We start from the raw sequence: 26722 nt of genomic DNA, 5'->3' as shown, positions 1-26722 counted from the left end.
GGTGTCCATGAGAACTCAAGGCCCGGCTCGATCACGAAGGGAATGCAAAGCATGAAGCTATCCGAATTCTGGCGGAGTATGGATGACGAATTCGGGGCGGGGTATGCCCGGGTGGTGGCTTCTCAGACGGTGCTCGACCGGGTGGAAAACCGAACGGCCCAAGAGGCGCTGGACGACGGCGTTCGCCCGCTCGAGGTGTGGCAAGCCGTCTGCGAACAACATGATTTGCCCCGACATCGCTGGCTAGGCACGGACGTGGGGGAGCCTAAATAATTGAGACGACGCGCCGAGTCGGTGATATTCGAAACTATGTTCGAAATCCGCTAGGCTGTCCAGAGAACGCGAAGCACGGGTTATCCACAAATGACCCCCAGCGCTTAACTTGTCAGTCCCCGCCGTTAGCGTAGGTACTGAAACGCACGACATCAGGTCTCGCCTCCAGGCGAGCCTCCGGAAATGAGGTAACCATGGCTGCCAAATCGCGAAACACTCAGTCCGTTTCCCGCGCGACAGGATCGGATCGGGAAAAAGCGCTGGACACCGTTCTGGCGCAAATCGATAAGAACTACGGCAAGGGATCCGTGATGCGGCTGGGCGACCGCGAGGCCGTGAAGACGGAAACGGTCTCCACTGGTGCCCTCTCTCTGGACGTCGCTCTCGGCGTTGGAGGGCTTCCGCGCGGTCGCGTCGTCGAAATCTACGGGCCGGAATCCTCCGGTAAGACGACCTTGGCCCTCCATGCGGTGGCCAACTGCCAGAAGAATGGCGGAATCGCGGCGTTCATCGACGCTGAGCATGCGCTCGACCCGGTATACGCGGAGAAGCTGGGCGTCGACACGGACAATCTTCTGGTGTCACAGCCCGACACCGGTGAACAGGCTCTGGAAATCATGGACATGTTGGTCGGATCCGGATCCGTCGACATCATCGTGGTGGACTCGGTGGCCGCGCTGACGCCCCGCGCCGAAATTGAGGGCGAAATGGGTGACTCCCATGTGGGTTTGCAGGCGCGACTGATGTCGCAGGCCCTCCGTAAAATTACGGGGCGTTTGTCTCAGACCAACACCACCGCGATCTTCATCAACCAGCTTCGCGAGAAGATCGGCGTGTTCTTCGGTAGCCCTGAGACCACCACCGGTGGTAAGGCGCTCAAATTCTATGCATCCGTACGAATCGATATTCGACGGATCGAGACCTTGAAAGACGGCGCCAACCCCATCGGGTCCCGGACCAAGGCCAAAATCGTCAAGAATAAGATGGCGCCGCCGTTCAAGATTGCGGAATTCGACATCCTGTATGGCGAAGGCATCTCCATTGAAGGCGGAATCATCGACATGGCGGTGGAGCACAATATCGTCAAGAAGTCTGGCGCGTGGTTCACCTACGAAGGCGACCAGCTGGGGCAGGGCAAAGAGAACGCCCGGCGGTTCCTCAAGGACAACCCCGAATTGGCCGAGGAGATCCAACAGAAGACCCTCATCAAGGCGGGGATTGTCGACACTGAACCGGAATCGGCCGAGGACGAGCAGCCTGTGGTGACCGCCGAAGCCGGTGAGCTCAGCGACGATCCGCTGGATGCTCTTCCCGAGAACTTCTAGTGCCTATTACCTCAGGACGCGGTGGCGGCCGGAACCGCTACGGTTCCGGCCGTCGCCGTCAGGGAAGTAGTCTCGGAGGTCGACCGTCGTCGGACGGCCGATTCTTAGGTGCTGCGGAACAAGACTCTGGGGACCACGCGGTCCAAGCGGCTTCACCCGGCTCAGCCCAATCAGGTGAAGGCGGGTCTGATCATGCAGGCTCGTCGAGCGAGTCGGCGCGGAAAACGCCACCGGCGAGTGAATACGATCGGGCCAAAGAGATTGTTCTTCGTCAGTTGACTGCTTCGGCCCGGAGCCGAAGCCAGCTGGAAGAAAAGTTGCGAAGCAAAGAAATCGGCGAGTCGACCATCTCCGAGATTCTGGACAAATACGAAGACCTCGGTTTGGTTGATGACCAGCAATTTGCCGAGATGTTCGTTCGAAGTCGCGCGATGAGCCGGAAACTCGCCAAACCAGCATTGCGCCGGGAGTTGGCGAATAAGGGTGTCACAGGCGAAGTCGCTGAAGCCGCTCTCGCTCAACGTACAGACGAGGACGAACGCACCGACGCGAGTGAATTGGTGCGAAAGAAGCTCAAGTCCTCTGTCGATCTGACGGATAGGACGGCGCGAGAGAAGGAGCTTCGGAGGCTCGCTTCGATGTTGTCTCGGCGAGGGTACGCGCCGGGTTTGGCCTTCGAGGTCGCCAAGGCTGAGCTTGATCGGGCTGCATCGGGTCAGGATGAATTCAATGCTTTTCCCGAGGGCCTAGAGTACGAAGCCTACGAGGAGCTTCCATAGGTTGAAGCCTTGAGGGAAAGATCAGCGTAGCTCGTGAGAAATTGCGTCAAGACATCGTCGGGCAATCTCTTCGTCACGGCTGGTCACGTGCCAATGACCGGCTAAGTGGTCGGCAGCCTCATCCCATTCCTGGGGTGTGAGAAGGCCGAGAAAGCGGTCCCGATTCAGGGCTGAGGGCAACCGTCCCCGCACCTCCGCGACGAGAAGTGCGGGGTCGCAATAGCCGGTCCCTTCGGTATCTATCTGGAGGATGCCGCGTTCCCTATGCCGAACAAAGTTGCTGGGATTCATGTCCCCGCACCATAGGACCGATCGTTCAGGCTCGATCAATCGGCGGATCTCCGACTCGGGGATTCCACGTCGTCGGAGTAGTCCTAGAGACGGAAGCGCTCCAGAGGTCCCGCGACGCGCCGATTCAGGGTCGGAGGCCGCAATGGAGTTTCGGAACGCCCGGCCCAAAGTCGAGTCAGCGTCACGACACAAAGTGGGCCAGGAATGGAGCCACGATCGAAAAGATAGTGGCCCCTTCGTCACAGGATCTCCGGAACCGACGTCTTCGAAGATGAGCATCCTCGCCACCTCGTCGACGGCCAGCAACCGAGCTACGTGCGGTAAAACCTCTGCACCGTGGCGGGCCCGAAGGAAACCAAATCCACTGGCGTTCGTGGCAGAGTCGCGCCGTCGAAAGTGTTTCGCCACCACGCTGGATTCCCGCGTCCTACATCGAAGGACGATAGCCCGGAAGGATTCGGCGAGCACCTCCACTTCCATAGGGGCGCCGCCCAATATGTGTGAGGCGAGCTCCCATGCGCGACGCATCGGTTCACGTGCTCGAGCCGAAAAGGCAGCGGTCAGACTCGCGGAATCCTCGAATCGCCAAGGCTCCCTATCGGTGGAGAAACGGGTATGCGGGATGTTCGGCACAAGGTCAGCCTACGTGCCTCGACCCAGTTTTCACTCCACGGGGCATGCACGTGCCGATGGTGACGGAGCTCAACTGGGGGCCACGGGCTTTCCGGATTCTTGTACGCTGGACCGGTGACCGTCTTAGCATCCGAATCTCGCAGCCAAACACCGGACGTCCGTCAACCCATGCCGGGTATCGATGGGCGGACCGGCGAACACCGTACCTATGAAGTGAGAACCTTCGGGTGCCAGATGAACGTTCACGACTCGGAGCGTATCTCGGGTCTGTTGGAATCTGCGGGATACATTCCAAATGACGGAGGAACGCCCGATCTCGTCGTCTTTAATACGTGCGCCGTGCGGGAAAATGCCGACAACAAGCTGTACGGCAACCTAGGCCAGCTGGCGCCCACCAAGCGTGCCAACGAAGGTATGCAAATCGCCGTCGGCGGGTGTCTGGCACAGAAGGATCAGGACACGATCGTCGAAAAGGCCCCGTGGGTCGACGTCGTCTTTGGTACGCACAACATTGGTTCGCTTCCCACTTTGCTCGAGCGTTCACGGCACAATGAGGAGGCCGCGACCGAACTGCTTGAGTCTCTTGAGGTCTTTCCGTCCACTCTGCCGACCAAGCGAGATTCGGTGTACTCGGGCTGGGTCTCCATTTCCGTCGGGTGTAATAACACCTGCACGTTCTGCATCGTCCCCTCGCTCCGAGGCAAGGAAAAAGACCGGCGCCCCGGCGACATCCTGGCCGAGGTCCAGGCCCTTGTGGACGACGGAGCCATCGAGGTCACTTTGCTGGGTCAGAACGTCAATTCCTACGGCGTGGAATTTGGAGATCGACAGGCATTCTCCAAACTGCTGCGAGCCTGCGGTGAGATCGAAGGCCTCGAACGGGTTCGTTTCACCAGCCCTCACCCTGCGGCGTTTACCGAGGACGTCATCGACGCGATGGCCGAAACCCCGAACGTCATGCCGGTGTTGCACATGCCGCTGCAATCAGGATCCGACGCAGTCCTTAAATCGATGCGCAGGTCGTACCGCTCCAAGAAGTTCTTGCGCATCCTCGACCAGGTGCGGGAAAAGATTCCGCACGCTGCGATTACGACCGACATCATCGTGGGCTTCCCCGGGGAGACCGAAGAAGACTTTCAAGCAACTCTGGACGTCGTCGAAAAATCCCGTTTTACCACCGCCTTCACCTTCCAGTATTCGATCAGGCCGGGAACTCCGGCCGGTGAGATGGAAAACCAGGTGCCGAAGGACGTGGTGCAGGAGCGTTACGAACGACTCACCGCTCTGCAGGACCGCATCAGCGCCGAAGAGAACGCCGCGCAACTCGGTCGTCGAGTCGAGGTGATGGTCTCGGCCGAGTCGGGTCGCAAGAGTGCGGCCACGCACCGCTTGTCCGGCCGAACGCAGGATCAACGTCTCGTGCATTTCTCCGTCCCGGAAGGCGGGGAGACGCCGCGCCCGGGTGACCTCGTCACACTCACCATTACGGAGACGGCTCCGTTCCATCTGATTTCTGACCCGGTGTCGTCATCCTCCGAGGAATACTCCGTGCGTCGCTCCCGGGCCGGTGACGCGTGGGACCGCTCCCAGGCGGATTCATGCGGCGTGGGTGAGAGCAAGCCCGGCACTACGAATCTCGGGATGCCGACCATTCCGCGACGAGGCTCCCTCTCCCTGCCCAACGGGCTCTGAGGCCGTGGGGCTGATGAGTGATGATCAGGAACAAGAGCGCCCCACGGGGGAGAAGCTCGGCTCGTCACCCATGACGCCCGACGTACCGGTTCTCGCCGTGGTGGGCCCGACCGGCACGGGTAAGTCTGACCTTGCGGTTGCCGTGGCGCATGAGATCGGCGGAGAAGTAGTAAATGCCGATTCGATGCAGTTCTATCGGGGCATGGACATCGGCACCGCGAAACTGCCGCTCCCCGAGCGAGAGGGCATTCCCCATCATCTTCTCGACATCCTTGAGGTACGAGACGAGGCTTCGGTCGCGGACTTTCAGACGATGGCACGCCAGCTCTTCGACGACATTATTTCTCGGGGCAAGGTGCCCATTGTGGTGGGCGGCTCCGGGCTCTATGTGAGGGCCGCTTTGGACGTCTTGGAATTTCCTGGGACCGATCCGCAGGTTCGGCATCGCCTGGAAGACGAGCTCACCGCGCGGGGACGAGGTCCCCTCATGGATCGTCTGAAAGCCGTCGATCCAGAATCTGCCGCCCGGGTCAAAGATGACCGTCGTCTGGTTCGTGCATTGGAAGTCCACGAGGTCACGGGCCGCCCTTTCTCGTCTTTCATGCCACGGCGCGAGTACGCACGTCCGGCGCTGCAAATCGGTCTGGACGGTGACCGCCACCTACTTCACGAGCGGTTGGCCCGGCGCGTGCACACGATGGTGGATCAAGGGCTGCTGGACGAGGTCAAAAGACTGGACCAGGTAGGGCTGCGTGAGGGAAAGACGGCGTCGAAAGCTCTCGGTTACGGTCAATTTTTGAGGGTGCTCGACGGCGAAGCGGATGTTTCGGAAGCCGCGGAAGAGACCATGGTCGCGACGCGCCAATTCGCCCGACGCCAGATCACCTGGTTCCGGGCCGATCCACGGATTAACTGGTTGGATTTTACGGACCCTTTCGCCGAGAACGTGAACGCGGCCGTCGAACTGTTCCGCACGGCAACCGAGGGCTAACATAATCGGGTGACTTCTCATCGCCTTGAAACCCCACGCCACGACGTTGCCCAAGACGACGCCGCAACCTCGCGCTCCGCTGATGAAGCCAAGCCTGAGGGCCAATCGGCTTCCCCTTGGGGCGAGTTGGCCGGCGTCGAGCTGACGAAGGCCCACGGCACCGGTAACGATTTCGTGATCGTGACGGACCCGGAAGGGAACTTGGCTCTCGACGCGGAGTTGGTGGCCGCCGTATGCGACAGGCATCAGGGAATCGGTGCGGACGGGTTTATCCGAGCCATACGCAGCGAACATCTGGCTGAGGGCCGTTCCGTCGTGGAATCACACTCGAGCGCCGAGTGGTTCATGGACTACCGAAATAGCGATGGCTCGCTGTCGGAAATGTGTGGAAACGGCGTCCGCGCCTTCGTCCACTATTTGATCCACGAGGGCCTCGTGAGCCTGGAGGAAGGGCAGTCCCTCACCATCGGTACCCGAGATGGGGCCAAGACGGTGGCCCGTGTGGCCTCGGGATATGCCGTCGACATGGGAGCTTGGGGATTCATCGACGGCGAAGAGGCCCGTTCTTCCGGATCTGACGCCCTCGTGACCGCTCGTGGACTCAAGACGCCGCGACCCGGGCTCTCAATCACCATGGGTAACCCACACACCGTGGTTGCTCTGGCGGGGGAAGAAAAGCTCGAAAAGCTCGGACTGGAAAGTGCCCCGACGGTCAGACCCCACCCCGACGGCGGAACAAACGTCGAGTTCGTGGTTCCTCTCGATTCTGATGAAAGCGAAACCATTGGTCGCATCGCGATGCGCGTCCATGAACGCGGGTCGGGGGAGACACAGTCCTGCGGTACTGGAGCATGCGCCGCCGCGGCCGCCACACGTTTCTGGGCGGGAGAGGATGCACCGGATGAATGGATCATCGATGTGCCCGGGGGTTCTCTGGGGGCGACCTTCGTTCTGGGCCCGGACGACCTCGAACACATTGTGCTCTCCGGCCCGGCGACTCTCGTGGGTCGGGTCGTCCTGATGTGACGATGGGTTGGCTTCTCGTCTCTGACGCGGTCAGCGGTCGCGTTCGACGTGGAGGATCCTGAATCCTTTGGAGGTCGCATACCGTGTTACCGCAAAGGAGTCGTCGAGATGTTGGCTCATCCAAGGCATCAATGAGTCAGCTCCAAGATTCTTTTGGACGACGAGGTACGCGTGTCCTCCCGGGGATAGCCGAGGTAACCACGTGAGAAGGATGTCGTGGAGAACATCCTTTCCGACCCGGATGGGTGGGTTGGACCAGATCGTGTCGAATCGCTGGTCCGGAGCGATGTCTTCAGGGAGGCCGACCGAAACATTGGTCAGGCCTAACAACTCGGCGTTTCTCCGCGTCAGGTCGAGGCTTCGCTGGTTGACATCGATACCGAGCACCTTGGCGGTCGGGCGTCGGAGGGCCAGGCTCAGCGTGATGGGGCCCCAACCGCAACCGATATCCAGGAGGGAATTTCCCTGAGGTTCAGGGACTTCTTTGAGAAGGACGGCCGTTCCTTTGTCGAGGCCTTTCGGGCTGAAGACACCTGGAGCGGTCACCAAATCTCTGCCGACGCCGTCGAGCTCGACCTTCAGGGGGATTGTGCGGGTGGTTTCCCCATCGTGGGATGAAAAGTAGTGCTCGGCCATGTTGCCCGATTTTACGGCATGGGGTGGCTTTGCGTTTCCGCAGATCGGATGCGGACGAGCGTTCATCCACAACCGTCCCGCCGAGCCCCAATCGCTCAACGTTCCCGATAGAATTACCGAATACTACCGTGGCGGGCAGAATCCGCTACGTTCTCAAGAAAGGCATTATGCCCCAAGACAACACCTCAGGATCATCCCACCTCAACTCCGGCGATTCCACGCCGAGTGATGCTCGGCTGAGGGCATCGGTGGATCGAGTCCTCGGGCGTATCTCGTCCGACGAGGAACGTGATTCCTCGATCCTCGCGCATAAAGCGCCCGAACTGGCCGAAGAAGGCACACGTCACACCGAGGCCGACGGGGACCAACAAGAACTTGACGAACGTCGGGCCTTGCGACGAGTCCAGGGACTCTCGACCGAGCTCGAAGACGTGACCGAAGTCGAGTACCGCCAGCTTCGCCTTGAACGGGTGGTCCTCGCGGGTATTTGGTCGGAGGGAACCCAACGAGAAGCCGAAGACTCCCTTCGAGAGCTTGCGGCCCTTGCAGAAACTGCTGGTTCCGAGGTGCTGGACGGGCTCGTGCAGCGGCGCCTCAAGCCTGATCCGGGTACCTTCCTCGGTTCCGGGAAGGCCCAAGAGCTCCAAGAGATCGTGAAATCGACGGGAGCCGACACCGTGATCGTCGATTCCGAGTTGGCACCCTCGCAGAGGCGCGGACTGGAGGACATCGTCAAGGTCAAGGTCATCGACCGCACCGCGCTCATCCTGGACATTTTTGCCCAGCATGCGAAGTCTCGCGAGGGCAAGGCTCAGGTGGAGCTTGCGCAGTTGGAATACCTGTTACCCAGGCTCCGCGGTTGGGGCGATTCCATGTCCCGTCAGGCTGGTGGTCGTGCCGCTGGCGGCGAGGGTATCGGTTCCCGCGGTCCCGGTGAAACCAAGATCGAGCTGGACCGACGCCGCATTCGTGGCCGGATGGCCAAGCTACGCCGTGAAATTGCCGCCATGAAGCCGGCTCGAGAAACGAAACGGTTGAACAGGCGTCGGAATCATGTCCCCTCGGTCGCCATTGCGGGATACACCAACGCCGGCAAATCGTCACTGCTGAATCGGCTGACCGATGCAGGGGTTCTCGTAGAGAACGCCCTGTTCGCTACGTTGGATCCGACCGTCCGCAAGGCCGAGACACCCGACGGAATTGGCTATACGCTCTCGGACACCGTGGGTTTTGTGCGGTCGTTGCCGACTCAGCTTGTCGAGGCCTTTCGGTCCACTTTGGAAGAAGTCGCGGACGCCGACGTCTTACTGCACGTCGTGGATGTCTCGCACCCCGAGCCGGAGGGACAGATCCGTGCCGTCCGTGAAGTGTTGGCGGATGTCGATGCCCATGACGTACCGGAGATCATCGTTCTGAATAAGGCCGATGCCGCAGACCCCTTCGTCGTCGAACGTCTCCGTCAGCGTGAACCGCAACACGCCGTGGTCTCTGCGCGAACTGGGGAGGGCATCGAAGAACTCAAGCAACTCATCTCGGAGAGCATCCCGCGGCCGGACGTGCGGATGGAACTTCTCGTGCCCTATACCCATGGCGAAGTAGTTTCACGCCTTCACTCGTGGGACGCCGAGATCCTCGAGACCGAGTTCCACGAGAATGGCACACGGCTCACGGTCCTCGTGCGTGCGGATATGGCCGCGGAGCTTCACGACTTCGTTGTCGCATCCGAGTAGGGGCGTGGACTCGGTGAACCGTGAGAATATCGTCGCGCCACAAGGCAGCGAACCCGAAACCTTGCCCGGTGCCAAGGACACCCTCGAATTGCTCGACGTGGCCGTTGAACGCACGGGAGGGCAACGCCGAGACGGCCAGCGGAACATGGCCGCGCACGTGGCTCAAGCGCTGGAGACGCAGCGTCATCTGCTGGTTCAGGCAGGTACGGGGACGGGAAAATCGCTTGCCTATTTGGTGCCGGCCATTCGTCACTCCATCGAGTCGGAGTCTCCCATCGTTGTTGCGACGGCGACGCTCGCGTTGCAGTCGCAAATCGTCAATCGGGACCTACCCCGCTTACTCGAAACACTGGACGACCAACTGGAACGCCCCGTGGATGTTGCGTTGTTGAAGGGGCGCAATAACTACGTGTGTCTTCACAAATTGGAAGGTGGTTATCCGGACGAAGAAGACCCGAACGCCCTCTTCTCGCTGAACTCCGAGGGCGCGAAGGCTTCGGGGCATCCGGACCAGGCCGGTTCGAGTCTTGCGGAAGAGGTCGTGAGGTTGAGGTCATGGGCCGAATCCTCTGATACCGGTGACCGCGACGAGCTTCTTCCGGGTGTCTCGGACAAGGCGTGGCGGCAGGTTTCCGTGACGGCTTCGGAATGTCTTGGCCGAAAATGTCCGTTGGTCGAGGAATGCTTCTCGGAGCTCGCTCGCCACAAAGCGGGCGAGGCCGACGTCATCATTACCAATCACGCGTTGTTGGCGATCAACGCCTTCGAGGGGATTGGGGTCTTGCCGGAGCACGACACCGTGATCGTCGATGAAGCCCACGAACTCGTGGACCGGGTGACCGGGGCCGTGACGGGGGCAATATCTCCGGTCATGGTGCGTTCGGCTGCTCGCGCGGTCCGGAAAAATACTTCTGCAGCCTTTGAGCCCCTTCAGTCTGCCGCGGAGGCCCTCGACGCCGCGTGCACTGGCAAACCTGCCGAACTCATGCCTCAGGGGCTCACCCCAGATCTCCAACGGGCCATGGAACTCACCCGGGATGCGGCTAGGGCGGCCTTGTCTGACACCAAGCCAGAAGCCAAGGATTCCGACGCCGGACGTCAAATGGCCCGTGCACGGTTGACGGAAATTCTCGAGCTCGCCGAGCGTACTCTCGGGGCGGACGGCGTCTTTGAAGTCGTGTGGCTTAGCCGAGTGGGGGGATGGGAGCCTGGGCGTGGGTACGTCGCAGCGGCGGATACGGACCCGGCGACGATACATGTGGCTCCTTTGTCTGTGGCCTCCCGATTGCGAGAGGGGCTATTCGAGGACAGAACAGTGGTTCTCACCTCCGCGACGCTCTCGATCGGGCAATCTTTCGACGCCGTTGCGGGGTCTTTGGGCCTCAAAGGGGAGAAGGCCCCGTCCTGGGAAGGGCTCGATGTCGGTTCGCCTTTCGACTACCCCAAGCAGGGGATGCTGTATATGGCGGCGGACCTGCCCAAACCTGCACGTGGAGTTTCCGAAGAACAGCTCGAACGGATCCTCCAACTGGTGGAAGCTTCCGGAGGCGGTGCATTAGGGCTGTTTTCCTCCAAACGCGGTGCCGAACAAGCGGCCGAGTACGTGCGTCAAAACTCCGATGTGCACGTGTTGGTTCAGGGGGAATCCTCGCTCCGAGGGCTCGTGAAGGAATTCACCGAAGACGAGGACGCATGTCTCTTTGGAACCATGAGTCTCTGGCAAGGGGTCGATGTACCAGGGTCGTCCTGTCGATTGGTGATGATCGACCGCATCCCCTTCCCGCGTCCCGATGACCCCCTCTCCTCGGCACGGGCGCGCGCGGTGAGCTCGAATGGGGGAAATGGTTTCATGGCGGTTTCGGCGTATCACGCCGCGATTCGTCTGGCCCAAGGCGCCGGACGCCTCATCCGGTCCCAGGGGGATCGCGGCGTCGTCGCCGTCTTGGACTCTCGTCTGGCGACGGCGCGCTACGGAGGATTTCTCCGTGGGGCTCTGCCTCCCTTATGGACCACGGATCGTCTGCCGACGGTGACTGCGGCTTTGCGAAGGCTAGCGGAACACTCGTCGGACTAAGCAGGCTGACGACGCACGGAATCACCATCTCCGTCGTCCAGAGCACAAGGCCCTCGGCACATCACTGTGCCGAGGGCCTTTGCTGACCGACGCCAAAAGCTAGATCGACCGAAGGACCGAGACGACCTTGCCCATGATGGTCGCATAGTCACCGAGGATCGGCTCGTATTGGCGGTTTTGGGGCAGGAGCCAGGTATGCCCGTCTCGCTGACGGAACGTTTTGACGGTGGCTTCCTCATCCAAGAGCGCGGCCACGATATCTCCGTTATTGGCCGTGTTCTGCTGTCGGACGACTACCCAGTCGCCGTCGCAGATGGCTGCCTCAACCATGGAATCGCCCCGGACCTTCAGCATGAAGAGCTGGCCCTGGCCGACCAGTTGCCGCGGCAAAGGGATCACGTCTTCGACGTGCTGCTCCGCGGTGATCGGCACACCAGCCGCGATGCTGCCCACAAGCGGCACACGTGCAGTGTCTTCATTCTCAGATGCAGGGAAGAGCTCGACGACGTCCGCTTCCGCCTGGTCACTCGACGAACCCGCACCAAATGTCGGGATGCCGTCCTGGGGGAGCGGCATATCGCAGAGAACTTCGATGGCGCGGGGACGCTTGGGGTCTCGACGGATGAGACCCAGAGTTTCAAGTCGAGTCAGTTGGTGGGTCACGCTCGAAAGACTCGACAGTCCCACGAGGTCGCCAATTTCCCGCATGGACGGTGGATAGCCGTGGGTTGCGATCGAGGAAGAGATGGCCTCGAGGATCTTCCGCTGGCGCGGTGTGAGCGGTTTGGCCTGTTGAGGAAGCTGGGGGGCCACCGGGTCGTCCTTCCCTGGGTTCTTAAGTTGTCAGTCCCCCTGTGTGTACTGGGAGTACGACCGGCGCTGACGACGAATGACGGATAAATGATCCGGTATTCGAAGATCGTCGGCCGAACCGACATGTCACCCCTCAGGCTAGGCCAGTCAAGGTGGCAAATCAAACATGTGTTCTATTTTTGTCGACAGTGTTCGAATTATTTGGTAGAACAGATGTACGAACTAGAACACATATTCGAATCTGGATCACTCGCGATCTACAGGAGGAAGCATTCGATGCGTACCGCACTCGCCGCCCCGCGTTCCGCGGAATTGACGAACCACTCCACTGTCTCGGAAGTCGCTCGCCGTTCGAACAGTGGTCACCTGACCCTCACTCGCAGGGGAAGGTTCCTCTTCATTGGTCTTCCGACCATCGCGCTGACGTTGTGTGTGGCCGCCGTCGTCATGCTTTTCCTGGCCTCGGCGGCTGCCACGGCCAGCGGGTCCTCGGAAGGTCGGGGTACCGAAACTGTCGTCGTGGGGAGCGGGGAAACGCTGTGGGAGATTGCGTCAGAGGTTGACCCGGGTGGCGACACCCGAAAGATCATCAGTCAGATCGATGATTTGAATGATCTGACCAGTGGAAATCTCAACCCGGGACAGCGTCTCATCGTGCCGGTGATTTCGAACCGCTAGACACAGGTCCTTAAGATGGGATCGTGAGTACATCATTGGACGCCATGAATAGTCTGCCGCTTCGAGAAGATCTCAGGGGCAGATCGCCCTATGGGGCGCCCATGATCGAGGTTCCGTACGCCTTGAACGTCAACGAAAACACTCATCCGATGCCGGATGAAGTCGTTGACGCCATTGTTGATGGAGTGCGTCTCGCGGCTCAAGGGCTAAATCGGTACCCGGATAGAGACTTTGTTGCGCTTCGTGAAGAGCTTGCCGCATACCTGGGGCATGGCCTCGCCGTCGAAAATCTGTGGGCCGCCAATGGGTCAAACGAGATTCTGCAACAGATTCTTCAGGTCTTCGGAGGCCCGGGTCGAAGCGTCTTGAGTTTCACGCCGACCTACTCGATGTACCCGCTGTTGGCCTCCGGCACGAGCACGGAATTTATTGCCGGTCATCGAGCCGAAGATTTTTCCTTATCTGCTGACTCGGCGGCTCGCCAGGTTGCTGAGCATCGACCGAATGTGACGATCCTCTGCTCGCCCAATAACCCCACGGGCACGGGGCTTGACCAGGACGTCATCACAGCGGTGTACGACGCCGCATCGGAATTCAACGGGATTGTCGTCGTCGACGAGGCCTACGCTGAATTTGCGCGTGACCCTGAGCAAACTGCGCTGACCCTATTGCCTGGAAGGCAACGCCTGATTGTGTCGCGCACAATGAGCAAAGCATTCGCTTTGGCAGGTGCTCGCCTTGGGTATTTCGCCGCGGATCCGAGCGTCGTGGACGCCATCATGCTGGTTCGCCTCCCGTATCACCTTTCCGGAGTGACTCAAGCGACGGCGTTGGCGGCCTTACGCCATTGCGATCAGCTTCTCTCTAACGTTGAAGACATCAAGCATCAGCGGGACAGGATCGTCGAGACGTTGACGACTTTGGGCCTGAAGCCAGCATCGTCCGATTCAAACTTCGTCTTTTTCGGCGGAGTCACAGACAGCCATGCACTGTGGGAAGATTTACTCTCGGATGGCGTACTCATTCGCGACGTCGGTATCCCCGGATACTTGCGGGTCACCGCGGGAACGGAAGAAGAAACGACGGCATTCCTGAACAGCCTCGAACGCCATCTTCACGGCCAAGTATCGCCCGCTTAATCGTCGTAGGCCTGGTCTTGGATTCATAAGATCGGCAATCACCAGCAGGAGAAACCCATGAATACCTCTGCATCGTCGAGGACGGCCTCGCTGACTCGTGAGACGAGTGAATCGTCCGTTTCGGTACGGATCGATCTGGACGGGACCGGTCAGTCCACGATCGATACATCCGTTCCTTTCTATGACCACATGCTGACGGCGTTGTCGAAGCACTCATTGATCGACCTGGACGTCAAGTGCACGGGGGATACCCACATCGATGTTCACCACACGGTGGAGGATACGGCGATCGTTTTTGGAGAGGCCCTTCGCGAAGCTCTAGGGGATAAACGAGGCATTCGTCGATTCGGGGCGGCTTCGGTCCCCTTGGATGAATCTCTGGCTCGTGCCGTGGTGGATATCTCGGGGCGACCCTTTCTCGTGCACGAGGGTGAGCCTGAAGGGTTCGCTTTTCACCTCATCGGTGGGCACTTTACGGGGTCGATGGTTCGTCACGTCTTCGAAGCCATCGCCAATCACGCAGGTATCTGCGTCCATGTTGATCTCGTGCGTGGACGCGATCCCCACCACATTGCTGAAGCCCAGTTCAAGGCCTTCGCCCGTGCCCTTCGCCAAGCCGTCGAACCGGACCCGAGGGTGGATGGCATTCCTTCGACGAAGGGCGCGCTCTGATGGTTGCGGACACATCTGCCCAGACTCCACAGTCGGATACAGACTCCCGTCCGACCGTCACCGTCCTCGACTATGGCGCGGGGAACGTCAGGTCTGCCGTGCGGGCTTTGGAAGCCGCCGGAGCCGACGTCATCTTGTCGAAGGCCGAGAAGGATGTGCTCGGGGCCGATGGTCTGGTGGTTCCTGGCGTTGGCGCGTTTTCGGCAGTGATGGAGGCGCTCCATGCCGTAGGAGCACCGCGAATGATCGGACGCCGTATCGCAGGAGGCCGTCCTGTTTTGGGTATTTGCGTCGGCCTTCAAGTCTTCTTTGATCGCGGTGTGGAACACGGCATCAACACCGAGGGACTAGGGGAATGGCCGGGCGTCGTCGAGAAACTTCGGGCCGAGGTTGTCCCTCACATGGGGTGGAATAGTGTTAGCCCGCCCGAAGGATCTCGACTTTTCGAGGGCATACGTGACGAACGATTTTACTTCGTCCACTCCTATGGTGTTCAGGATTGGTCCTTTGATCAGACCATCGCAGAGATGAGGCCTCCGCAGGTGACGTGGGCTCATCATGGTGGTCCCTTTATTGCCGCCGTCGAGAATGGGCCGCTCGCTGCGACGCAGTTCCATCCGGAAAAATCGTCGTCGGCCGGATTACGACTGTTGCGCAATTGGTTGAGCACCCTTCCTCGGACGGGCCGGCTGGCGTCAGCGGGAAAACCCGTCGATCTCACGACCGAACGTTACGACCGGAAGGACGAAACTTCCTGATGAGTCCCCTCGTATCTGGGCTATTGCTCATGACCTTCGGTGCTTTCCTCGCCGGGGGTGCCATTTCTTTCCGCAAACAGAAGATCAGTGTGATCGCGCAAGCGGTCCTCTGGATCTTGGCCGTGGCGAGCTTTGCCTACGGTTTCTACGTCACGACCCTGGAGTAACCAACCATGACTGAGAATCAACGATTGCAACTGCTGCCGGCCGTCGACGTCGCCGATGGACAGGCCGTCCGGCTGGTGCAAGGTGAGGCTGGTTCCGAGACGGGATATGGAGATCCCGTCGAAGCCGCGCTGGCGTGGCAAGAAGCGGGGGCTGAGTGGGTGCACCTCGTGGACCTCGACGCCGCATTTGGACGAGGCAATAACTTCGACGTTCTCCAGAAAGTTTCCGAACGGCTGGACATCCGTATTGAAATGTCTGGCGGCATTAGAGACGACGAGTCTCTGGACCGTGCTCTCAAGCTCCGTCCGGCTCGCATCAACCTGGGTACCGCTGCACTCGAAAACCCTGAATGGACGCGTCGAGTCATCGCTGAACATGGCGACATGATCGCGGTAGGCCTGGATGTGCGCGGCACGACGTTGGCCGCTCGTGGGTGGACCGAAGAAGGCGGCGATCTGTGGGAGGTGCTGGACCGTCTCAACGACGACGGTTGCTCCCGCTTCGTCGTAACCGATGTGACGAAGGACGGAACCCTCCAGGGGCCCAACACCCAGCTCCTCGGTGACGTCGCGCGTCGCACTGACAAGCCGGTGGTTGCGTCTGGCGGCATTTCGAGCCTCGACGACCTCAAGGCATTGCGAGAGATGGTGCCTCAGGGCGTCGAGGGAACCATCGTCGGCAAAGCCCTCTACGCCGGAAAATTCTCGCTTTCGGAGGCCCTCGAAGTGGCTGGACGTCCGGAGGCCTGATGACTTCTCCACGGGAGCTACCCGAACACATCAAGGCCCAGCTGGCGAGTGCAGGCAGAGAAACGGACACCGGTGGCCAAGCCTGGGAAGGGCGCAACCTCGGTGAGGGAACGTCACACACGCACGCCTTCCCCGACGACGACGGGACCACCCCGGCGTCGTTGGCGGACGCCTTGACGCGGTTCGAGAAGGGCGACATCCCCGAGGAGTTGGTCGTGGATGCCCTGGCGGATGTTCGGCTCTTCGCTCCGGTCGTGGCTGAAATCTCTCGATCCGAAATCACGGAGGAGGGGCTGGTCGCGGACAAAGAAGCCGACATGGCCCTCGTGAGCATCGAAGCGCCCGACGGCCGCAAGGCGATGCCTGTTTTCAGTAGCGTGGACGGCCTCACCTCGTGGCACAGTGACGCCAGACCCGTCGCTGCAGCATCACGGAAAATCGCACTATCTGCTGTGGAAGACGAAAACCAGCTCCTGGTGCTCAATCCGGGAGGCGACATCACCTTTGTGGTGCGGAGGCCCGCCATGTGGGCGATCGCCAAAGGTCAACGGTGGAATCCATCGTATTCCGACCCTGAGGTTCTCACTGCTCTCAAGGAATGCGCCAGGCCAGAGAAGAGTATTGCGTCCATAGCCATGTTTCCTGGACGAGGAGTGGGGTCGCGGGATCGTGCCGGCAGGATGCTACCAGGGGGCGGCCCCGGGCCGGAGCTGAGTATCGAATTGTCCCTCGAGCCAGGCCTCGATCAGGAGCAGCTCGACCACGTCGTCGAGTCATTTCAGTCCAGGTTCTCGCGAGATGCCTTGTTGGCTGAACGAGTGGATTCGGCAGACATCCGTCTCACTCAGGCACGTTAGGCGACCGAATATCGGATGACGTCGCCGCCTCGGCACGAAGGCCCCAACGGAAATTTCCGCTGGGGCCTTCGCTTGTATGAATGTCCGTCAGTAAACGGGGCCGGTGAATTTTTCTCCCGGTCCCTGACCGGGCGCATCCGGCGCAATGGAAGCCTCACGGAAGGCCAACTGCAAGGACCGCAATCCATCACGAAGCGGCCCGGCATGCTGCGACCCAATTTCAGGTGCGGCGGCCGTCACTAATCCCGCGAGGGCCGTGATGAGTTTGCGCGCCTCGTCCAGGTCCTTGACCTCGGCGGCATCTTCCTCGGCCGCGAGGCCACACTTGACGGCTGCGGCGCTCATCATGTGAACGGCAGCGGTGGTGATGACTTCGACTGCCGCAACATCGGCAATATCACGCATCTGCTGGTTAATCGCGGCTACTTCCTCCGGCGAAGGCTCGGAGGCGGGGGAGTCTGCCGTGGAATCGGCGAAACGGAACGTGGACTCGCCGCCCTCTTCTGGGGTGGAGTCCTGAGATGAAGGGTTGGTGCTCATGGTTCTAGCTTCCCATATTGGACGGCCCCGAGAAGTCGTCACGCAATGTTTGACCTGAATCACCCTGTATACCTGGTCATTCATGGTGTATAGTCTTGAAGAGTTTCAAGCGGAGATGCGTCTCCCACCCGCGCCCATCGATGCGATGGCCGGGTCATCCCGATTCACAGGGTTCCTCGTGCCATGCACGGGGAGTTTTGTTGTGATCATCGGGGATGCGCCTCCGTTTGAATGTGACGGAGGCATTTTTTGTGTCCGTGACACGCAGAAAGAACACATTGGGGAAACCCACTGACCACAGGAGTGCCACATTAGCGATCCACGCATCAATGACCGTATCCGCGTGCCGGAAGTCCGCCTGGTAGGCCCAAGCGGTGAACAGGTTGGGATTGTCCGCGTTGAAGACGCCCTGCGTCTGGCGCGCGAATCGGATCTTGATCTGGTCGAGGTGGCTCCGTCCGCCAAGCCGCCGGTATGCAAGCTCATGGACTTCGGTAAGTACAAGTACGAAGCCGCTGTCAAGGCTCGCGAATCTCGCCGGAACCAGACGAATACGGTGCTCAAGGAAATCCGTTTCCGTTTGAAGATCGATTCCCATGACTACGAAACCAAGGTGGGACACGCAAAGCGTTTTCTCTCCGCTGGCGACAAGGTCAAGGCGATGATCCAGTTCCGCGGTCGTGAGCAGCAGCGTCCTGAAATGGGTGTTCGCTTGCTGGAGCGCATGGCCGAAGATCTCGCCGAGGTGGGGACCGTCGAGTCCAATCCTCGTCAGGATGGCCGCAACATGGTCATGGTGATCGGTCCGTTGCGCAATAAGGCGGAAGCACGTGCTCAGGCACGTCGCGAGCAGAAGCAGCAAGGTGGAGGTCGCAAGACGCGTGAACGTGTCGATACCACCACCGCCGAGCCCGTGTCGAACAGCATGGCCGATGCCATGCCGGCCGAGCTTAAAGAACAGGCGAAGGCGCAAGAATCCGCACCGTCGGCTGCGCCAAAGCCGGGTCCCTCAGCCAAGTAAGGGCCACCCGTCGGGAAACTGACGGGGCGGGGCATGCTCCCTGCACGGTCCACAGCGGCGGCCTGGACGGTCGTTGCAAGCCCACCGAGGGTGCCTCAAGGGGCATCTTCGGGACAGAACGTAAGGAGAACGGCAGATATGCCGAAGCAGAAGACTCACTCGGGTGCCAAGAAGCGCTTCAAGCTGACCGGATCGGGCAAGGTCAAGCGTCAGCAGGCTAACCGTCGCCACTACCTGGAGCACAAGTCCTCCCGCCTGACCCGTCGCCTCGCAAGTGACCAGATTGTCACGGGCGGCCAGGCCAAGGTCATCAAGAAGATGCTGACCAAGTAGTCCACTGGGCTTCCGCGGCATCAAGCCGCAGCACGGAATTTTATGTACGGGCCCAGAAAATTGGCCCGGTGAACAGTTAGGAGTACACACGTGGCACGTGTGAAGCGGGCGGTAAATGCCCACAAGAAGCGTCGTACAACCCTGGACCGCGCGTCCGGCTACCGCGGACAGCGCTCGCGCCTGTACCGGAAGGCCAAGGAGCAGGTCACTCACTCGCTCGTTTACAGCTACGACCACCGTCGTAAGAAGAAGGGCGATTTCCGTCGCCTCTGGATCCAGCGCATCAACGCGGCTGCTCGCGCCGAGGGCCTGACCTACAACCGTTTCATCCAGGGCCTCAAGGCTGCTGAGGTTGAGGTTGACCGCCGCATGCTGGCCGAGTTGGCCGTCAACGAGCCGACCGCCTTCAAGGCTTTGGTCGACATCGCGAAGAAGAACTTGCCCGAGGACACCTCGGCTCAGGTTGCCTAAGGACCACATGGTCTTGTGACTCAGCCGTAACGGCTTTGTTCATGACGACGCCGCCGCACCCGCCCTCATGAGGGACGGATGCGGCGGCGTTGTTGCGTTAATTGGAGTTGCTCATGGCCTGAAGATGGGCCGCCCGGCGTCGGGTAGCCTGACATGGTGGATATTATCGATTCGCTTTCTCGTGAACGCACCCTCATCAACCCGACCGCCGACAGGGTCAAAGACGTTGCGTCCCTAGCTCGGCCGCGGACCCGAAGTAAGAAGGGGCTGTTCATGGTCGAAGGGCCGCAAGGTGTCCGCGAAGCATTAGCAGCGCATCGGGTTATGCCGCTCCTGGACGCCTTATACGTCACCGAACGGGCACTGGAACGGCACGATGATCTCGCTGAAGCCATTGCCGAAGCCGTGGGCAGTGTGGCCCCGTCGGCCAATGGGTCTTCACGCAAGCTGTTCATTCGCTTGGTGACCGAAGAAGTCCTAGAGGCCATGTCCGATGCCCAAACACCGCAGGGCGTGCTGGCCATCGCGCACCAGGACCCCAGCCTCCGTGCCGACCCCTGGTCAGACGGTGCAACCCCTGGCTTTTTGGCTGCTCTGGTTCGGGTGCAGGACCCCGGCAACGCGGGAACGCTGATCCGTGCCGCAGACGCGGCAGGCGCAGACGGCGTCGTCACCACCCAAGGGAGCGTGGATGTCCTCAACCCTAAGGCCGTGCGCTCGACCGCCGGCTCTCTCTTTCACCTTCCCGTCACCCTCGGCATGGAAATTCATGAACTGGTGGGACGAGCTCGTGCCACCGGAATGCAGATTCTCGCAGCGGACGGTTACGGCGACCACGACGTAGACGATCTCTCCGATCAGGCTGCGGCGGATAGAGCCTCCGGAGCCCCCGTCCGGGACGATGCCCTCGACCTGAGGAGGCCTACCTTGTGGCTCTTCGGCAATGAGGCGCAAGGTCTCACACGGCAGGAGAAGCTCTTTGCCGATGCTCGAGTTGCGGTGCCGGTCTACGGCAGCGCAGAGTCGCTCAATGTTTCTACGGCGGCAACGGTTTGCCTCTACGCGTCGGCGCGGGCGCGACGTCCATAACTGGAGCCGCGGGCATCACCTGCTCACGTACCTGACCTCATCGAAGCTCACCACCAAAGGAACCACATGGCCGATAGCGGCGGAAATAAAGCGATCATGGCGGCGCTGGGTGCCAACCTCGGCATTGCCGTCCTCAAGTTTGGTGCCTTCTTACTCACCAAGTCGTCGTCCATGTTGGCGGAATCGATCCATTCGGTTGCTGACACAGGTAACCAGCTCCTTCTGCTGGTCGGGGGAAAGGCCTCGCGTAAGAAGGCGGATGACGAACACCAATTCGGGCATGGGCAAAATCGATATATTTACGCCTTCCTGGTCTCGATCGTGATGTTCAGTTTGGGCGGCTTGTTCTCCCTCTACGAGGCGTGGGAAAAGTGGCATGATCCGCACGGAATCGACTCATGGGCGTGGGTGCCGATCGTCGTCCTCGTGGGGTCGATCCTGCTGGAGGGGCGTTCATTCCTCGTCGCCAACAAACAAGCGCAAGAGAAGCGTGGACGGCGCTCATGGTTGGGCTACCTGCGAGAAGCTAAGTCGCCCGAGTTGCCGGTGGTCATGTTGGAAGATTCCGCGGCTGTGGCGGGGCTATTTTTCGCCCTCATCGGCGTGGTCGTGACCGTCATCACCGGAGACGGCCGCTGGGACGCGGCCGGTTCGGCTGCCATCGGTGTTCTCTTGGTTGTGGTCGCGATTTTCTTGGCCGTCGAAATTAAATCTCTCTTGGTGGGGGAGTCTGCCTCGCCCGAAACCGATCGGCGCATCCGTGAGGCTATTAAGTCTGAGGCGGGGATCGGCCTGATCCACTTGAAGACTATGCACCTAGGGCCGGAAGAATTGCTCGTCGCGGCAAAGATTTCCGTCGAAGGCGATGTCAGCGCTATTCAACTCGTGGAGGCCATCAACGCCACGGAAGCCCGGATCCGTCAGGCCGTGAGCCAAGCTCAGATGGTCTACATCGAACCGGATATTTACCGCGAGGATTACACGTCGAGTAAGCCCACCCCGGAATCGGAGGAGAAGCTCTAAGGCATGGCGGAGCGAAACTACCCGATCCAGGTGGTGGGCGCCGCATTGGTCGACGACGTCGCGACCCCAACGCGATTGCTGATCGCCCGTCGGTCAGCCCCAGAAGCCTTGAGAGGCTTATGGGAGTTCCCCGGAGGCAAAGTTGAGTCGGGAGAAGACGACGTCGATGGACTTTTGCGCGAACTACGGGAAGAACTCGGCGTCGAGGCGAGGCTGACGGACGAAGTGCCTGGCCCTCACGTTCAAGGGTGGCCGTTGAATGAGCGGTTGGCGATGCGGGTCTTCATAGGAACCGTCGTGTCTGGTGTTCCCAGGCCCCTCGAAGATCACAGCGAGCTCGTCTGGCATCGACTGGACGACATCGAAGGGCTTCTCGGCCTGGATTGGATTCCGGCGGATTACCCGATCGTTGAGGCGCTCATCCACAGGTTGGCTTGAGGGCCTGCCACATCCACTAGACTGGATGTGCTCGAGGTCAGCATGTCCCATGGTGGACGCGCTTCTCAGGCAATCCCCAACACGTCGAATATCACTAGAGATGAGTTGTTCATGACTGAAGCCTCCCCGGAAAACGTCGTGCCATCCGCGGGCCCCGATCCCGTACTGGAGGATGTAGCCGGCGTCCTGGAAAAGGATCCGAATGGCGGCCTGGAACGTGTGCGTGCGGCATTTGCCGACGAGACGCGGCAGGCCCTGGAGAGCATCGAAAACCACACGCCGGATTTCGAATCGCTCAAGCAGGTTCGCCTTCGATTTACCGGGGAGAAATCGGGCCTCAGCGCGGCGAATCGTCATATGCGATCTTTGCCCAATGAATTTAAGAAGGAAATCGGGAAGCTCTTGGGGCAAACCAGGGGACGCATCACTCAGGCTCTCGAGTCCCGGAATGAAGTTCTCGAGGCCGAACACGCCGAGCGAATTTTGGTCGAAGAAGCCGTGGACGTCACGTCCGGTTCCGGACATCGTCATATTGGGGGACGTCACCCCGTCTCAACCTTGCAGGAACGCGCAGCAGACATTTTCGTGTCGATGGGATGGGAAGTTGAAGACGGTCCCGAAGTCGAGTCGGAATGGTTCAATTTCGATTCCCTGAACTTCAAGCCGGATCACCCCGCCAGGGAACTCCAAGACACGTTCTTCGTTGATCCGGTAGACGCCCACTTAGTCTTGCGCACCCACACATCACCGGTGCAGATGCGTGCCCTCCACAAGCGCGATGTACCGCTGTACATCGTGTGTCCGGGCCGCGTTTATCGCACGGACGAACTGGATGCGACTCACACTCCTGTATTCACCCAAATTGAAGGGTTAGCAGTGGATCGTGATCTCACGATGGCCGACCTTAAGGGAACGCTGGAGCACTTCGCGCGTCAGATGTTCGGTCCGGAAGCTCAGATTCGGCTTCGCCCGCACTACTTTCCGTTCACCGAACCGTCGGCAGAGATGGACGTGTGGGTGCCTCACGCTAAGGGCGGGCCGCAATGGATCGAATGGGGCGGTTGCGGCATGGTCCACCCCAACGTCCTCCGAGCCGGTGGGGTAGATCCCGAGAAGTATTCGGGTTTCGCCTTCGGAATGGGAATTGAACGAACGCTGATGTTCCGTAATGGCGTGACCGATATGCGCGACATGATCGAAGGCGATATCCGCTTCAGCGAACACTTTGGGATGGAGATTTAATAAATGCGTATTCCCTTGTCGTGGCTGCGTGAGTACGCTCCGCTGCCCGAAGGAGCTTCGGCCGAATATGTCATGGAGACGCTCGTCAGGGTCGGTCTCGAGGAAGAAGCCGTTCACCGGCCGTCGGATGAAATCTCCGGCCCTGTGGTCGTCGGCCAGGTCCTCACCATGGAGCCCGAGGAACACTCCAACGGGAAGACCGTGAATTGGTGCACCGTTCGAGTGGTCCCCGAAGGCCAGCAACAAACTTTGACTGGGCCGGGAATTGAGCCTTCCGGCGTGCAGGGCATTATTTGTGGCGCTCACAACTTCGCCCCCGGCGACAAAGTCGCCGTGACTTTACCGGGCGCCGTCTTGCCGGGTAATTTCGCGATTTCCGCCCGTAAGACCTACGGCCACGTCTCCGCCGGCATGATCGCTTCCGTCAGGGAACTGGGCATTGGCGAAGACCACGACGGGATCTTGGTGCTTTCGAGACTCGGTCTGGACCCAGAAATTGGTTCGGATGCCCTGCAGCTCCTGGGGCTCGACGACGAAGCCGCCGAGGTGGAAGTCACTCCGGACCGCGGGTATGCATTTTCTATCCGGGGGATTGCCCGCGAGTATTGCCACGCGATCAACGAGCCGTTCACGGACCCCGTCGAGGCCGTCAATCAGCGAGTCCCTCAGGACAATGGGGCCGGACACCACGTGGTCCTCGACGACGACGCCCCGATTCACGGGCGGCTTGGAGCGACGCGGTTCGTCGCCCGGACTGTCGCGAACATCGACCCGACGGCGCCGACCCCCACGTGGATGTCCTCTCGCCTCCGTCTGGCCGGTATCCGGTCAATCTCCTTGCCCGTGGACATCTCGAACTACGTCATGCTCGAATTCGGTCAACCTTTGCATTTCTACGATGCAGACCGAATCCAGGGAGACATCGTGGTTCGTCGAGCCCAACAAGGCGAGACGCTGACGACCCTCGATGGCAAGGAACGCAAGCTCAATCCCGAAGACTTACTCATTACGGACGCGACGGGACCCATCGGCCTGGCAGGCGTGATGGGCGGAGGATCCACCGAGGTCACGGCCTCGACCCGTCGGATTTTGGTTGAAGCTGCGCGCTTCGAAGAGGTATCCATTGCCCGAACCCGCCGTCGACATAAGCTTCCGTCGGAGGCTTCCAAGCGTTTTGAACGCGGTGTCGATCCACTGGCTTCCGCCGCGGCTGCTCAACGTGCTGTTGAATTGCTCGAGGAACTTGCCGGAGGCCAGGCCGAGGATGGCGTCACGGACGTCTTCGAACACTATTTCCCGCATGAAATCCACATGGCCTTGGATTACCCGAGCCGTCTCATCGGGGTGGACGTCTCCGAATCGGACGTAGAGAAGATCCTTCAAGAGATCGGTGCGAAGGTCGTTCGTACAGGTGAGGTCCTACAGGTCACGGTGCCCTCATGGCGTCCGGACTTGTCTGAGGCCGAAGATCTCGTTGAAGAGATTGCCCGCTTGACTGGCTACGAGAAAATTCCGTCCCGCTTGCCGGTTCCCCCGAGCGGCCGCGGCCTAACCGTCCACCAGGCGGCGCGCCGTCGGGCTTCGGACGCGCTCGCAGCGGCTGGATTGACGGAAGCGGTCTCCTATCCGTTCGTGAGCCCGGCGGACAACGAACTCTTTGGTGCCGCCGAGGCAGGAACGACGGTGCGCGCCGTAAAGTTGGCCAATCCGATCAGCGAATCCCAGGGCTACCTACAAACGTCGCTGCTGCCTGGTTTGGCTCAGGTCTTGAAGCGGAACCACGCACGTGGCTTTAGGGATCTGGCGCTCTTCGAGTCGGCTCTGGTGTTCCACCCCGGCGAGCACTCGGGCACCCAGAACATTCCGGCCGTTGGTGTTAAACCCGATGCGGGGGTCTTGGCGGACCTCAATGCTGGGTTGCCGCATCAGCCGCGACACTTGGCCGCGATGTTCTGTGGCCATGACGCACAGCCGTCACCGGGTGTGACACCCCGGGCATACGACTGGCAGGATGCCCTCGACGCCGCCCGGATGGCGGCGGCTTCGATCGGCGTGGACATCACCATCCGGCAAGGTCGTCATCAGGCTTTTCATCCCGGCCGCACCGCCGAACTTTTGGACGCCCGAGGCCGTCACCTCGGATTCGCCGGCGAGTTGCACCCCCAAGTGACAAAGGACCGCGATCTTCCTGAACGCACGGTTGCCATGGAACTGAACTTCGACACACTCGCCGAGAACGCGGGTCATCCGGTCGAGGCTCAGGAGATCTCTGGCTATCCCGCCGTTTCGCAGGATGTGGCTCTCGTGGTGGATTCTGAGCTCCCGGCCGCGGAGCTCATGGCGACCCTGCGCGAAGGTGCGGGCGAATTGCTCGAAAGCGTTCGAGTCTTCGATGAATACAGCGGAGAGGGTATCGAGCCCGGTCACAAATCCCTGGCCTTCGCCCTGCGTTTCCGCGCGCCTGACCGCACGTTGACGAACGACGAAGCAAGTGAGGCACGTCAAGCTGCGATCGACCTCGCGTCACACCGACACGCGGCGGTCATGCGCGGGTAGACTCACGCGGAGTCCACCGTAATGACGCCGGCTTCCCCAATTGACCCGGTAGACGAGGAGAATCGTGTCCGAAGATTTCTTTGGCTTTGACGAAGACGAGGAACAGGCAGGGCTGAGCCTGCGTCATCGCTCCAAGTGGCGCTGGTTGGGCGTCGTCATCGTGTTGGTTGCGCTGATTCTTGGCGGCCTCTTGATGTACGGCGGTGTACGTTCTCTGGCCGACGCACGGGAAGATCAACCGTACGCCGGGCATTCCTGGGTCATCTCAGGGGAGTTCATTACGTCAACGGACGATCTGAAGACCAAGACGTTTAATGGCGTGTACCAGGGCAACTTGCCGCAGGACAGCAATGTCTCCTATCAAAAATTCGATGGGGGAGTGAACGACCCCGCGGACGTTAAGCCCGGCCAACAAGTTCAGTTCCGAGGAACCCAAACCGGGAATACGGATTCCGACTTCCCGAAGGAAATCGATGCCCTCGTCGCGGTGGATCACGGTGTCATGAAGGTCGTCAAGACCGACGACGCCGGATCCTTGTCCCCGGTCACCGACGGAAGCATCGCCAAGTCCCGATGGATCGGCTGGCTGGAAATCGTGGGTGCCATTGTCGTATTTGCCGCTGGGGTCTACAGCATCATTTTCGCGGTCAAGAAGACGCGCCAGGAAGAGGACGCCGTCCGAAACCTCTGAAGCGTGAGCCACTAACCGAGAGAGGGCCGCCCGG

At 60.4% G+C, this 26722-nt stretch carries 28 protein-coding genes; 24 read left to right on the top strand and 4 right to left on the bottom strand.

The genetic code is table 11. The annotated features are described in order from the left end of the window. The first annotated feature begins 51 nt into the window (after positions 1 to 51). The 3 genes from B9Y51_RS01715 to B9Y51_RS01705 all read left to right on the top strand — a co-directional run bounded on the left by B9Y51_RS01715 (position 52) and on the right by B9Y51_RS01705 (position 2377). Entirely contained in the window at positions 52 to 273 is a 222-nt protein-coding gene (locus B9Y51_RS01715) for a DUF3046 domain-containing protein (RefSeq protein WP_048679938.1), read from the top strand. A 194-nt stretch (positions 274 to 467) separates the two neighbouring features. Beyond that, the gene (gene recA / locus B9Y51_RS01710; RefSeq protein WP_048679138.1) at positions 468 to 1598 is read left to right on the top strand and encodes a recombinase RecA; all 1131 of its coding nucleotides are present in this window, start codon (positions 468 to 470) and stop codon (positions 1596 to 1598) included. After that, the gene (locus B9Y51_RS01705; RefSeq protein WP_245826018.1) at positions 1598 to 2377 is read left to right on the top strand and encodes a regulatory protein RecX; all 780 of its coding nucleotides are present in this window, start codon (positions 1598 to 1600) and stop codon (positions 2375 to 2377) included. The genes recA and B9Y51_RS01705 overlap by 1 nt, the downstream gene beginning before the upstream one ends. A 21-nt stretch (positions 2378 to 2398) precedes the next feature. On the opposite strand, the gene B9Y51_RS11015 is transcribed toward B9Y51_RS01705, so the two are convergent. Continuing rightward, on the bottom strand, positions 2399 to 2668 hold the full coding sequence (locus B9Y51_RS11015; RefSeq protein WP_143467954.1) for a hypothetical protein: 270 nt from the start codon (positions 2666 to 2668) through the stop codon (positions 2399 to 2401). Between the two features lie 801 nt (positions 2669 to 3469). Between B9Y51_RS11015 and miaB the strand changes: the two genes are divergently transcribed. The 3 genes from miaB (at position 3470) to dapF (ending at position 7010) form a co-directional block, all read left to right on the top strand. Beyond that, positions 3470 to 4993 carry a tRNA (N6-isopentenyl adenosine(37)-C2)-methylthiotransferase MiaB gene (gene miaB / locus B9Y51_RS01695; RefSeq protein ID WP_048679132.1) on the top strand — a complete coding sequence of 508 codons (1524 nt, stop codon included), beginning with the start codon at positions 3470 to 3472 and terminating at the stop codon, positions 4991 to 4993. Positions 4994 to 5063: 70 nt separating this feature from the next. Continuing rightward, positions 5064 to 5984 carry a tRNA (adenosine(37)-N6)-dimethylallyltransferase MiaA gene (gene miaA, locus B9Y51_RS01690; RefSeq protein ID WP_085528891.1) on the top strand — a complete coding sequence of 307 codons (921 nt, stop codon included), beginning with the start codon at positions 5064 to 5066 and terminating at the stop codon, positions 5982 to 5984. A gap of 126 nt (positions 5985 to 6110) precedes the next feature. Next, entirely contained in the window at positions 6111 to 7010 is a 900-nt protein-coding gene (gene dapF, locus B9Y51_RS01685) for a diaminopimelate epimerase (protein WP_245826046.1), read from the top strand. A gap of 30 nt (positions 7011 to 7040) precedes the next feature. On the opposite strand, the gene B9Y51_RS01680 is transcribed toward dapF, so the two are convergent. Beyond that, positions 7041 to 7646 (bottom strand): class I SAM-dependent methyltransferase, encoded by a 606-nt coding sequence (locus B9Y51_RS01680; RefSeq protein WP_048679129.1) that lies wholly within the window; start codon positions 7644 to 7646, stop codon positions 7041 to 7043. A 167-nt stretch (positions 7647 to 7813) separates the two neighbouring features. Here B9Y51_RS01680 and hflX point away from each other — a divergent pair, with 167 nt between their 5' ends. Both hflX and B9Y51_RS01670 read left to right on the top strand, forming a co-directional pair. Continuing rightward, on the top strand, positions 7814 to 9376 hold the full coding sequence (hflX, locus tag B9Y51_RS01675; RefSeq protein ID WP_048679125.1) for a GTPase HflX: 1563 nt from the start codon (positions 7814 to 7816) through the stop codon (positions 9374 to 9376). Beyond that, positions 9300 to 11450 (top strand): ATP-dependent DNA helicase, encoded by a 2151-nt coding sequence (locus tag B9Y51_RS01670; protein WP_082156654.1) that lies wholly within the window; start codon positions 9300 to 9302, stop codon positions 11448 to 11450. The genes hflX and B9Y51_RS01670 overlap by 77 nt, the downstream gene beginning before the upstream one ends. Before the next feature lie 99 nt (positions 11451 to 11549). Here the strand turns inward: B9Y51_RS01670 and lexA are convergent, their stop codons facing one another. Then, the gene (gene lexA / locus B9Y51_RS01665; protein WP_085528582.1) at positions 11550 to 12263 is read right to left on the bottom strand and encodes a transcriptional repressor LexA; all 714 of its coding nucleotides are present in this window, start codon (positions 12261 to 12263) and stop codon (positions 11550 to 11552) included. 276 nt (positions 12264 to 12539) lie between these two features. Here lexA and B9Y51_RS01660 point away from each other — a divergent pair, with 276 nt between their 5' ends. From B9Y51_RS01660 to B9Y51_RS01635, 7 genes are read left to right on the top strand one after another with little or no spacing between them, the layout of a single operon-like run. Continuing rightward, positions 12540 to 12941: a LysM peptidoglycan-binding domain-containing protein gene (locus tag B9Y51_RS01660; protein WP_048679120.1), complete on the top strand. Its 402-nt coding sequence runs from the start codon at positions 12540 to 12542 to the stop codon at positions 12939 to 12941. Positions 12942 to 12964: 23 nt separating this feature from the next. Then, positions 12965 to 14080, top strand: coding sequence for a histidinol-phosphate transaminase (locus B9Y51_RS01655; RefSeq protein WP_048679118.1), 1116 nt, complete (start codon positions 12965 to 12967; stop codon positions 14078 to 14080). A 57-nt stretch (positions 14081 to 14137) separates the two neighbouring features. Beyond that, entirely contained in the window at positions 14138 to 14752 is a 615-nt protein-coding gene (gene hisB, locus B9Y51_RS01650; RefSeq protein WP_085528581.1) for an imidazoleglycerol-phosphate dehydratase HisB, read from the top strand. After that, positions 14752 to 15510 carry an imidazole glycerol phosphate synthase subunit HisH gene (gene hisH / locus B9Y51_RS01645; RefSeq protein ID WP_085528580.1) on the top strand — a complete coding sequence of 253 codons (759 nt, stop codon included), beginning with the start codon at positions 14752 to 14754 and terminating at the stop codon, positions 15508 to 15510. Before hisB ends, hisH begins: the two co-directional genes overlap by 1 nt. Continuing rightward, positions 15510 to 15677 carry a hypothetical protein gene (locus B9Y51_RS11200; RefSeq protein ID WP_173834725.1) on the top strand — a complete coding sequence of 56 codons (168 nt, stop codon included), beginning with the start codon at positions 15510 to 15512 and terminating at the stop codon, positions 15675 to 15677. Before hisH ends, B9Y51_RS11200 begins: the two co-directional genes overlap by 1 nt. Before the next feature lie 6 nt (positions 15678 to 15683). Further along, positions 15684 to 16427, top strand: a complete 744-nt coding sequence (gene priA / locus B9Y51_RS01640) for a bifunctional 1-(5-phosphoribosyl)-5-((5-phosphoribosylamino)methylideneamino)imidazole-4-carboxamide isomerase/phosphoribosylanthranilate isomerase PriA (protein WP_085528579.1) — start codon at positions 15684 to 15686, stop codon at positions 16425 to 16427. After that, positions 16427 to 17284, top strand: coding sequence for an SseB family protein (locus tag B9Y51_RS01635; RefSeq protein ID WP_085528578.1), 858 nt, complete (start codon positions 16427 to 16429; stop codon positions 17282 to 17284). Before priA ends, B9Y51_RS01635 begins: the two co-directional genes overlap by 1 nt. Before the next feature lie 87 nt (positions 17285 to 17371). Here the strand turns inward: B9Y51_RS01635 and B9Y51_RS01630 are convergent, their stop codons facing one another. Continuing rightward, entirely contained in the window at positions 17372 to 17824 is a 453-nt protein-coding gene (locus B9Y51_RS01630) for a DUF1844 domain-containing protein (protein ID WP_048679106.1), read from the bottom strand. Positions 17825 to 18167: 343 nt separating this feature from the next. Here B9Y51_RS01630 and infC point away from each other — a divergent pair, with 343 nt between their 5' ends. From infC to B9Y51_RS01585, 9 genes are all read left to right on the top strand, one after another. Next, positions 18168 to 18845, top strand: coding sequence for a translation initiation factor IF-3 (infC, locus tag B9Y51_RS01625; protein ID WP_048679103.1), 678 nt, complete (start codon positions 18168 to 18170; stop codon positions 18843 to 18845). A gap of 138 nt (positions 18846 to 18983) precedes the next feature. Then, positions 18984 to 19178, top strand: coding sequence for a 50S ribosomal protein L35 (gene rpmI, locus B9Y51_RS01620; RefSeq protein ID WP_030016127.1), 195 nt, complete (start codon positions 18984 to 18986; stop codon positions 19176 to 19178). Between the two features lie 90 nt (positions 19179 to 19268). After that, positions 19269 to 19649: a 50S ribosomal protein L20 gene (gene rplT, locus B9Y51_RS01615; RefSeq protein WP_048679098.1), complete on the top strand. Its 381-nt coding sequence runs from the start codon at positions 19269 to 19271 to the stop codon at positions 19647 to 19649. Positions 19650 to 19802: 153 nt separating this feature from the next. Continuing rightward, complete coding sequence (locus tag B9Y51_RS01610) at positions 19803 to 20738, top strand: TrmH family RNA methyltransferase (RefSeq protein ID WP_085528577.1); 936 nt, start codon at positions 19803 to 19805, stop codon at positions 20736 to 20738. Positions 20739 to 20804: 66 nt separating this feature from the next. Then, positions 20805 to 21761 (top strand): cation diffusion facilitator family transporter, encoded by a 957-nt coding sequence (locus B9Y51_RS01605; RefSeq protein ID WP_085528576.1) that lies wholly within the window; start codon positions 20805 to 20807, stop codon positions 21759 to 21761. Positions 21762 to 21764: 3 nt separating this feature from the next. Next, positions 21765 to 22199 carry a (deoxy)nucleoside triphosphate pyrophosphohydrolase gene (locus B9Y51_RS01600; protein WP_085528575.1) on the top strand — a complete coding sequence of 145 codons (435 nt, stop codon included), beginning with the start codon at positions 21765 to 21767 and terminating at the stop codon, positions 22197 to 22199. A 111-nt stretch (positions 22200 to 22310) separates the two neighbouring features. Then, positions 22311 to 23441, top strand: coding sequence for a phenylalanine--tRNA ligase subunit alpha (pheS, locus tag B9Y51_RS01595; protein ID WP_048679087.1), 1131 nt, complete (start codon positions 22311 to 22313; stop codon positions 23439 to 23441). A 3-nt stretch (positions 23442 to 23444) separates the two neighbouring features. Beyond that, complete coding sequence (pheT, locus tag B9Y51_RS01590) at positions 23445 to 25997, top strand: phenylalanine--tRNA ligase subunit beta (protein WP_085528574.1); 2553 nt, start codon at positions 23445 to 23447, stop codon at positions 25995 to 25997. Positions 25998 to 26061: 64 nt separating this feature from the next. Next, positions 26062 to 26688, top strand: coding sequence for a hypothetical protein (locus B9Y51_RS01585; protein ID WP_085528573.1), 627 nt, complete (start codon positions 26062 to 26064; stop codon positions 26686 to 26688). Positions 26689 to 26722 lie beyond the last annotated feature (34 nt).

The organism is Kocuria massiliensis, from assembly GCF_900169715.1.
GTDB lineage: Bacteria > Actinomycetota > Actinomycetes > Actinomycetales > Micrococcaceae > Rothia > Rothia massiliensis.
The sequence above is the reverse complement of the archived record's forward strand: the minus strand, read 5'-3'. Positions and strand labels throughout refer to the sequence as shown.

What these genes read in the sequence shown, in the direction of transcription:
- hisH (WP_085528580.1), top strand. Translation starts at nt 14,752, where the DNA reads ATGGTTGCGGACACATCTGCCCAGACTCCACAGTCGGATACAGACTCC.
- hflX (WP_048679125.1), top strand. Translation starts at nt 7,814, where the DNA reads ATGCCCCAAGACAACACCTCAGGATCATCCCACCTCAACTCCGGCGAT.
- hisB (WP_085528581.1), top strand. Translation starts at nt 14,138, where the DNA reads ATGAATACCTCTGCATCGTCGAGGACGGCCTCGCTGACTCGTGAGACG.
- miaA (WP_085528891.1), top strand. Translation starts at nt 5,064, where the DNA reads ATGACGCCCGACGTACCGGTTCTCGCCGTGGTGGGCCCGACCGGCACG.
- B9Y51_RS01605 (WP_085528576.1), top strand. Translation starts at nt 20,805, where the DNA reads ATGGCCGATAGCGGCGGAAATAAAGCGATCATGGCGGCGCTGGGTGCC.
- priA (WP_085528579.1), top strand. Translation starts at nt 15,684, where the DNA reads ATGACTGAGAATCAACGATTGCAACTGCTGCCGGCCGTCGACGTCGCC.
- pheS (WP_048679087.1), top strand. Translation starts at nt 22,311, where the DNA reads ATGACTGAAGCCTCCCCGGAAAACGTCGTGCCATCCGCGGGCCCCGAT.
- B9Y51_RS01680 (WP_048679129.1), bottom strand. Translation starts at nt 7,646, where the DNA reads ATGGCCGAGCACTACTTTTCATCCCACGATGGGGAAACCACCCGCACA.
- B9Y51_RS01610 (WP_085528577.1), top strand. Translation starts at nt 19,803, where the DNA reads ATGGTGGATATTATCGATTCGCTTTCTCGTGAACGCACCCTCATCAAC.
- B9Y51_RS01660 (WP_048679120.1), top strand. Translation starts at nt 12,540, where the DNA reads ATGCGTACCGCACTCGCCGCCCCGCGTTCCGCGGAATTGACGAACCAC.
- B9Y51_RS01715 (WP_048679938.1), top strand. Translation starts at nt 52, where the DNA reads ATGAAGCTATCCGAATTCTGGCGGAGTATGGATGACGAATTCGGGGCG.
- B9Y51_RS01670 (WP_082156654.1), top strand. Translation starts at nt 9,300, where the DNA reads ATGGCACACGGCTCACGGTCCTCGTGCGTGCGGATATGGCCGCGGAGC.
- B9Y51_RS01630 (WP_048679106.1), bottom strand. Translation starts at nt 17,824, where the DNA reads ATGAGCACCAACCCTTCATCTCAGGACTCCACCCCAGAAGAGGGCGGC.
- B9Y51_RS01600 (WP_085528575.1), top strand. Translation starts at nt 21,765, where the DNA reads ATGGCGGAGCGAAACTACCCGATCCAGGTGGTGGGCGCCGCATTGGTC.
- B9Y51_RS01635 (WP_085528578.1), top strand. Translation starts at nt 16,427, where the DNA reads ATGACTTCTCCACGGGAGCTACCCGAACACATCAAGGCCCAGCTGGCG.
- recA (WP_048679138.1), top strand. Translation starts at nt 468, where the DNA reads ATGGCTGCCAAATCGCGAAACACTCAGTCCGTTTCCCGCGCGACAGGA.
- miaB (WP_048679132.1), top strand. Translation starts at nt 3,470, where the DNA reads ATGCCGGGTATCGATGGGCGGACCGGCGAACACCGTACCTATGAAGTG.
- B9Y51_RS11015 (WP_143467954.1), bottom strand. Translation starts at nt 2,668, where the DNA reads ATGAATCCCAGCAACTTTGTTCGGCATAGGGAACGCGGCATCCTCCAG.
- rpmI (WP_030016127.1), top strand. Translation starts at nt 18,984, where the DNA reads ATGCCGAAGCAGAAGACTCACTCGGGTGCCAAGAAGCGCTTCAAGCTG.
- pheT (WP_085528574.1), top strand. Translation starts at nt 23,445, where the DNA reads ATGCGTATTCCCTTGTCGTGGCTGCGTGAGTACGCTCCGCTGCCCGAA.
- B9Y51_RS11200 (WP_173834725.1), top strand. Translation starts at nt 15,510, where the DNA reads ATGAGTCCCCTCGTATCTGGGCTATTGCTCATGACCTTCGGTGCTTTC.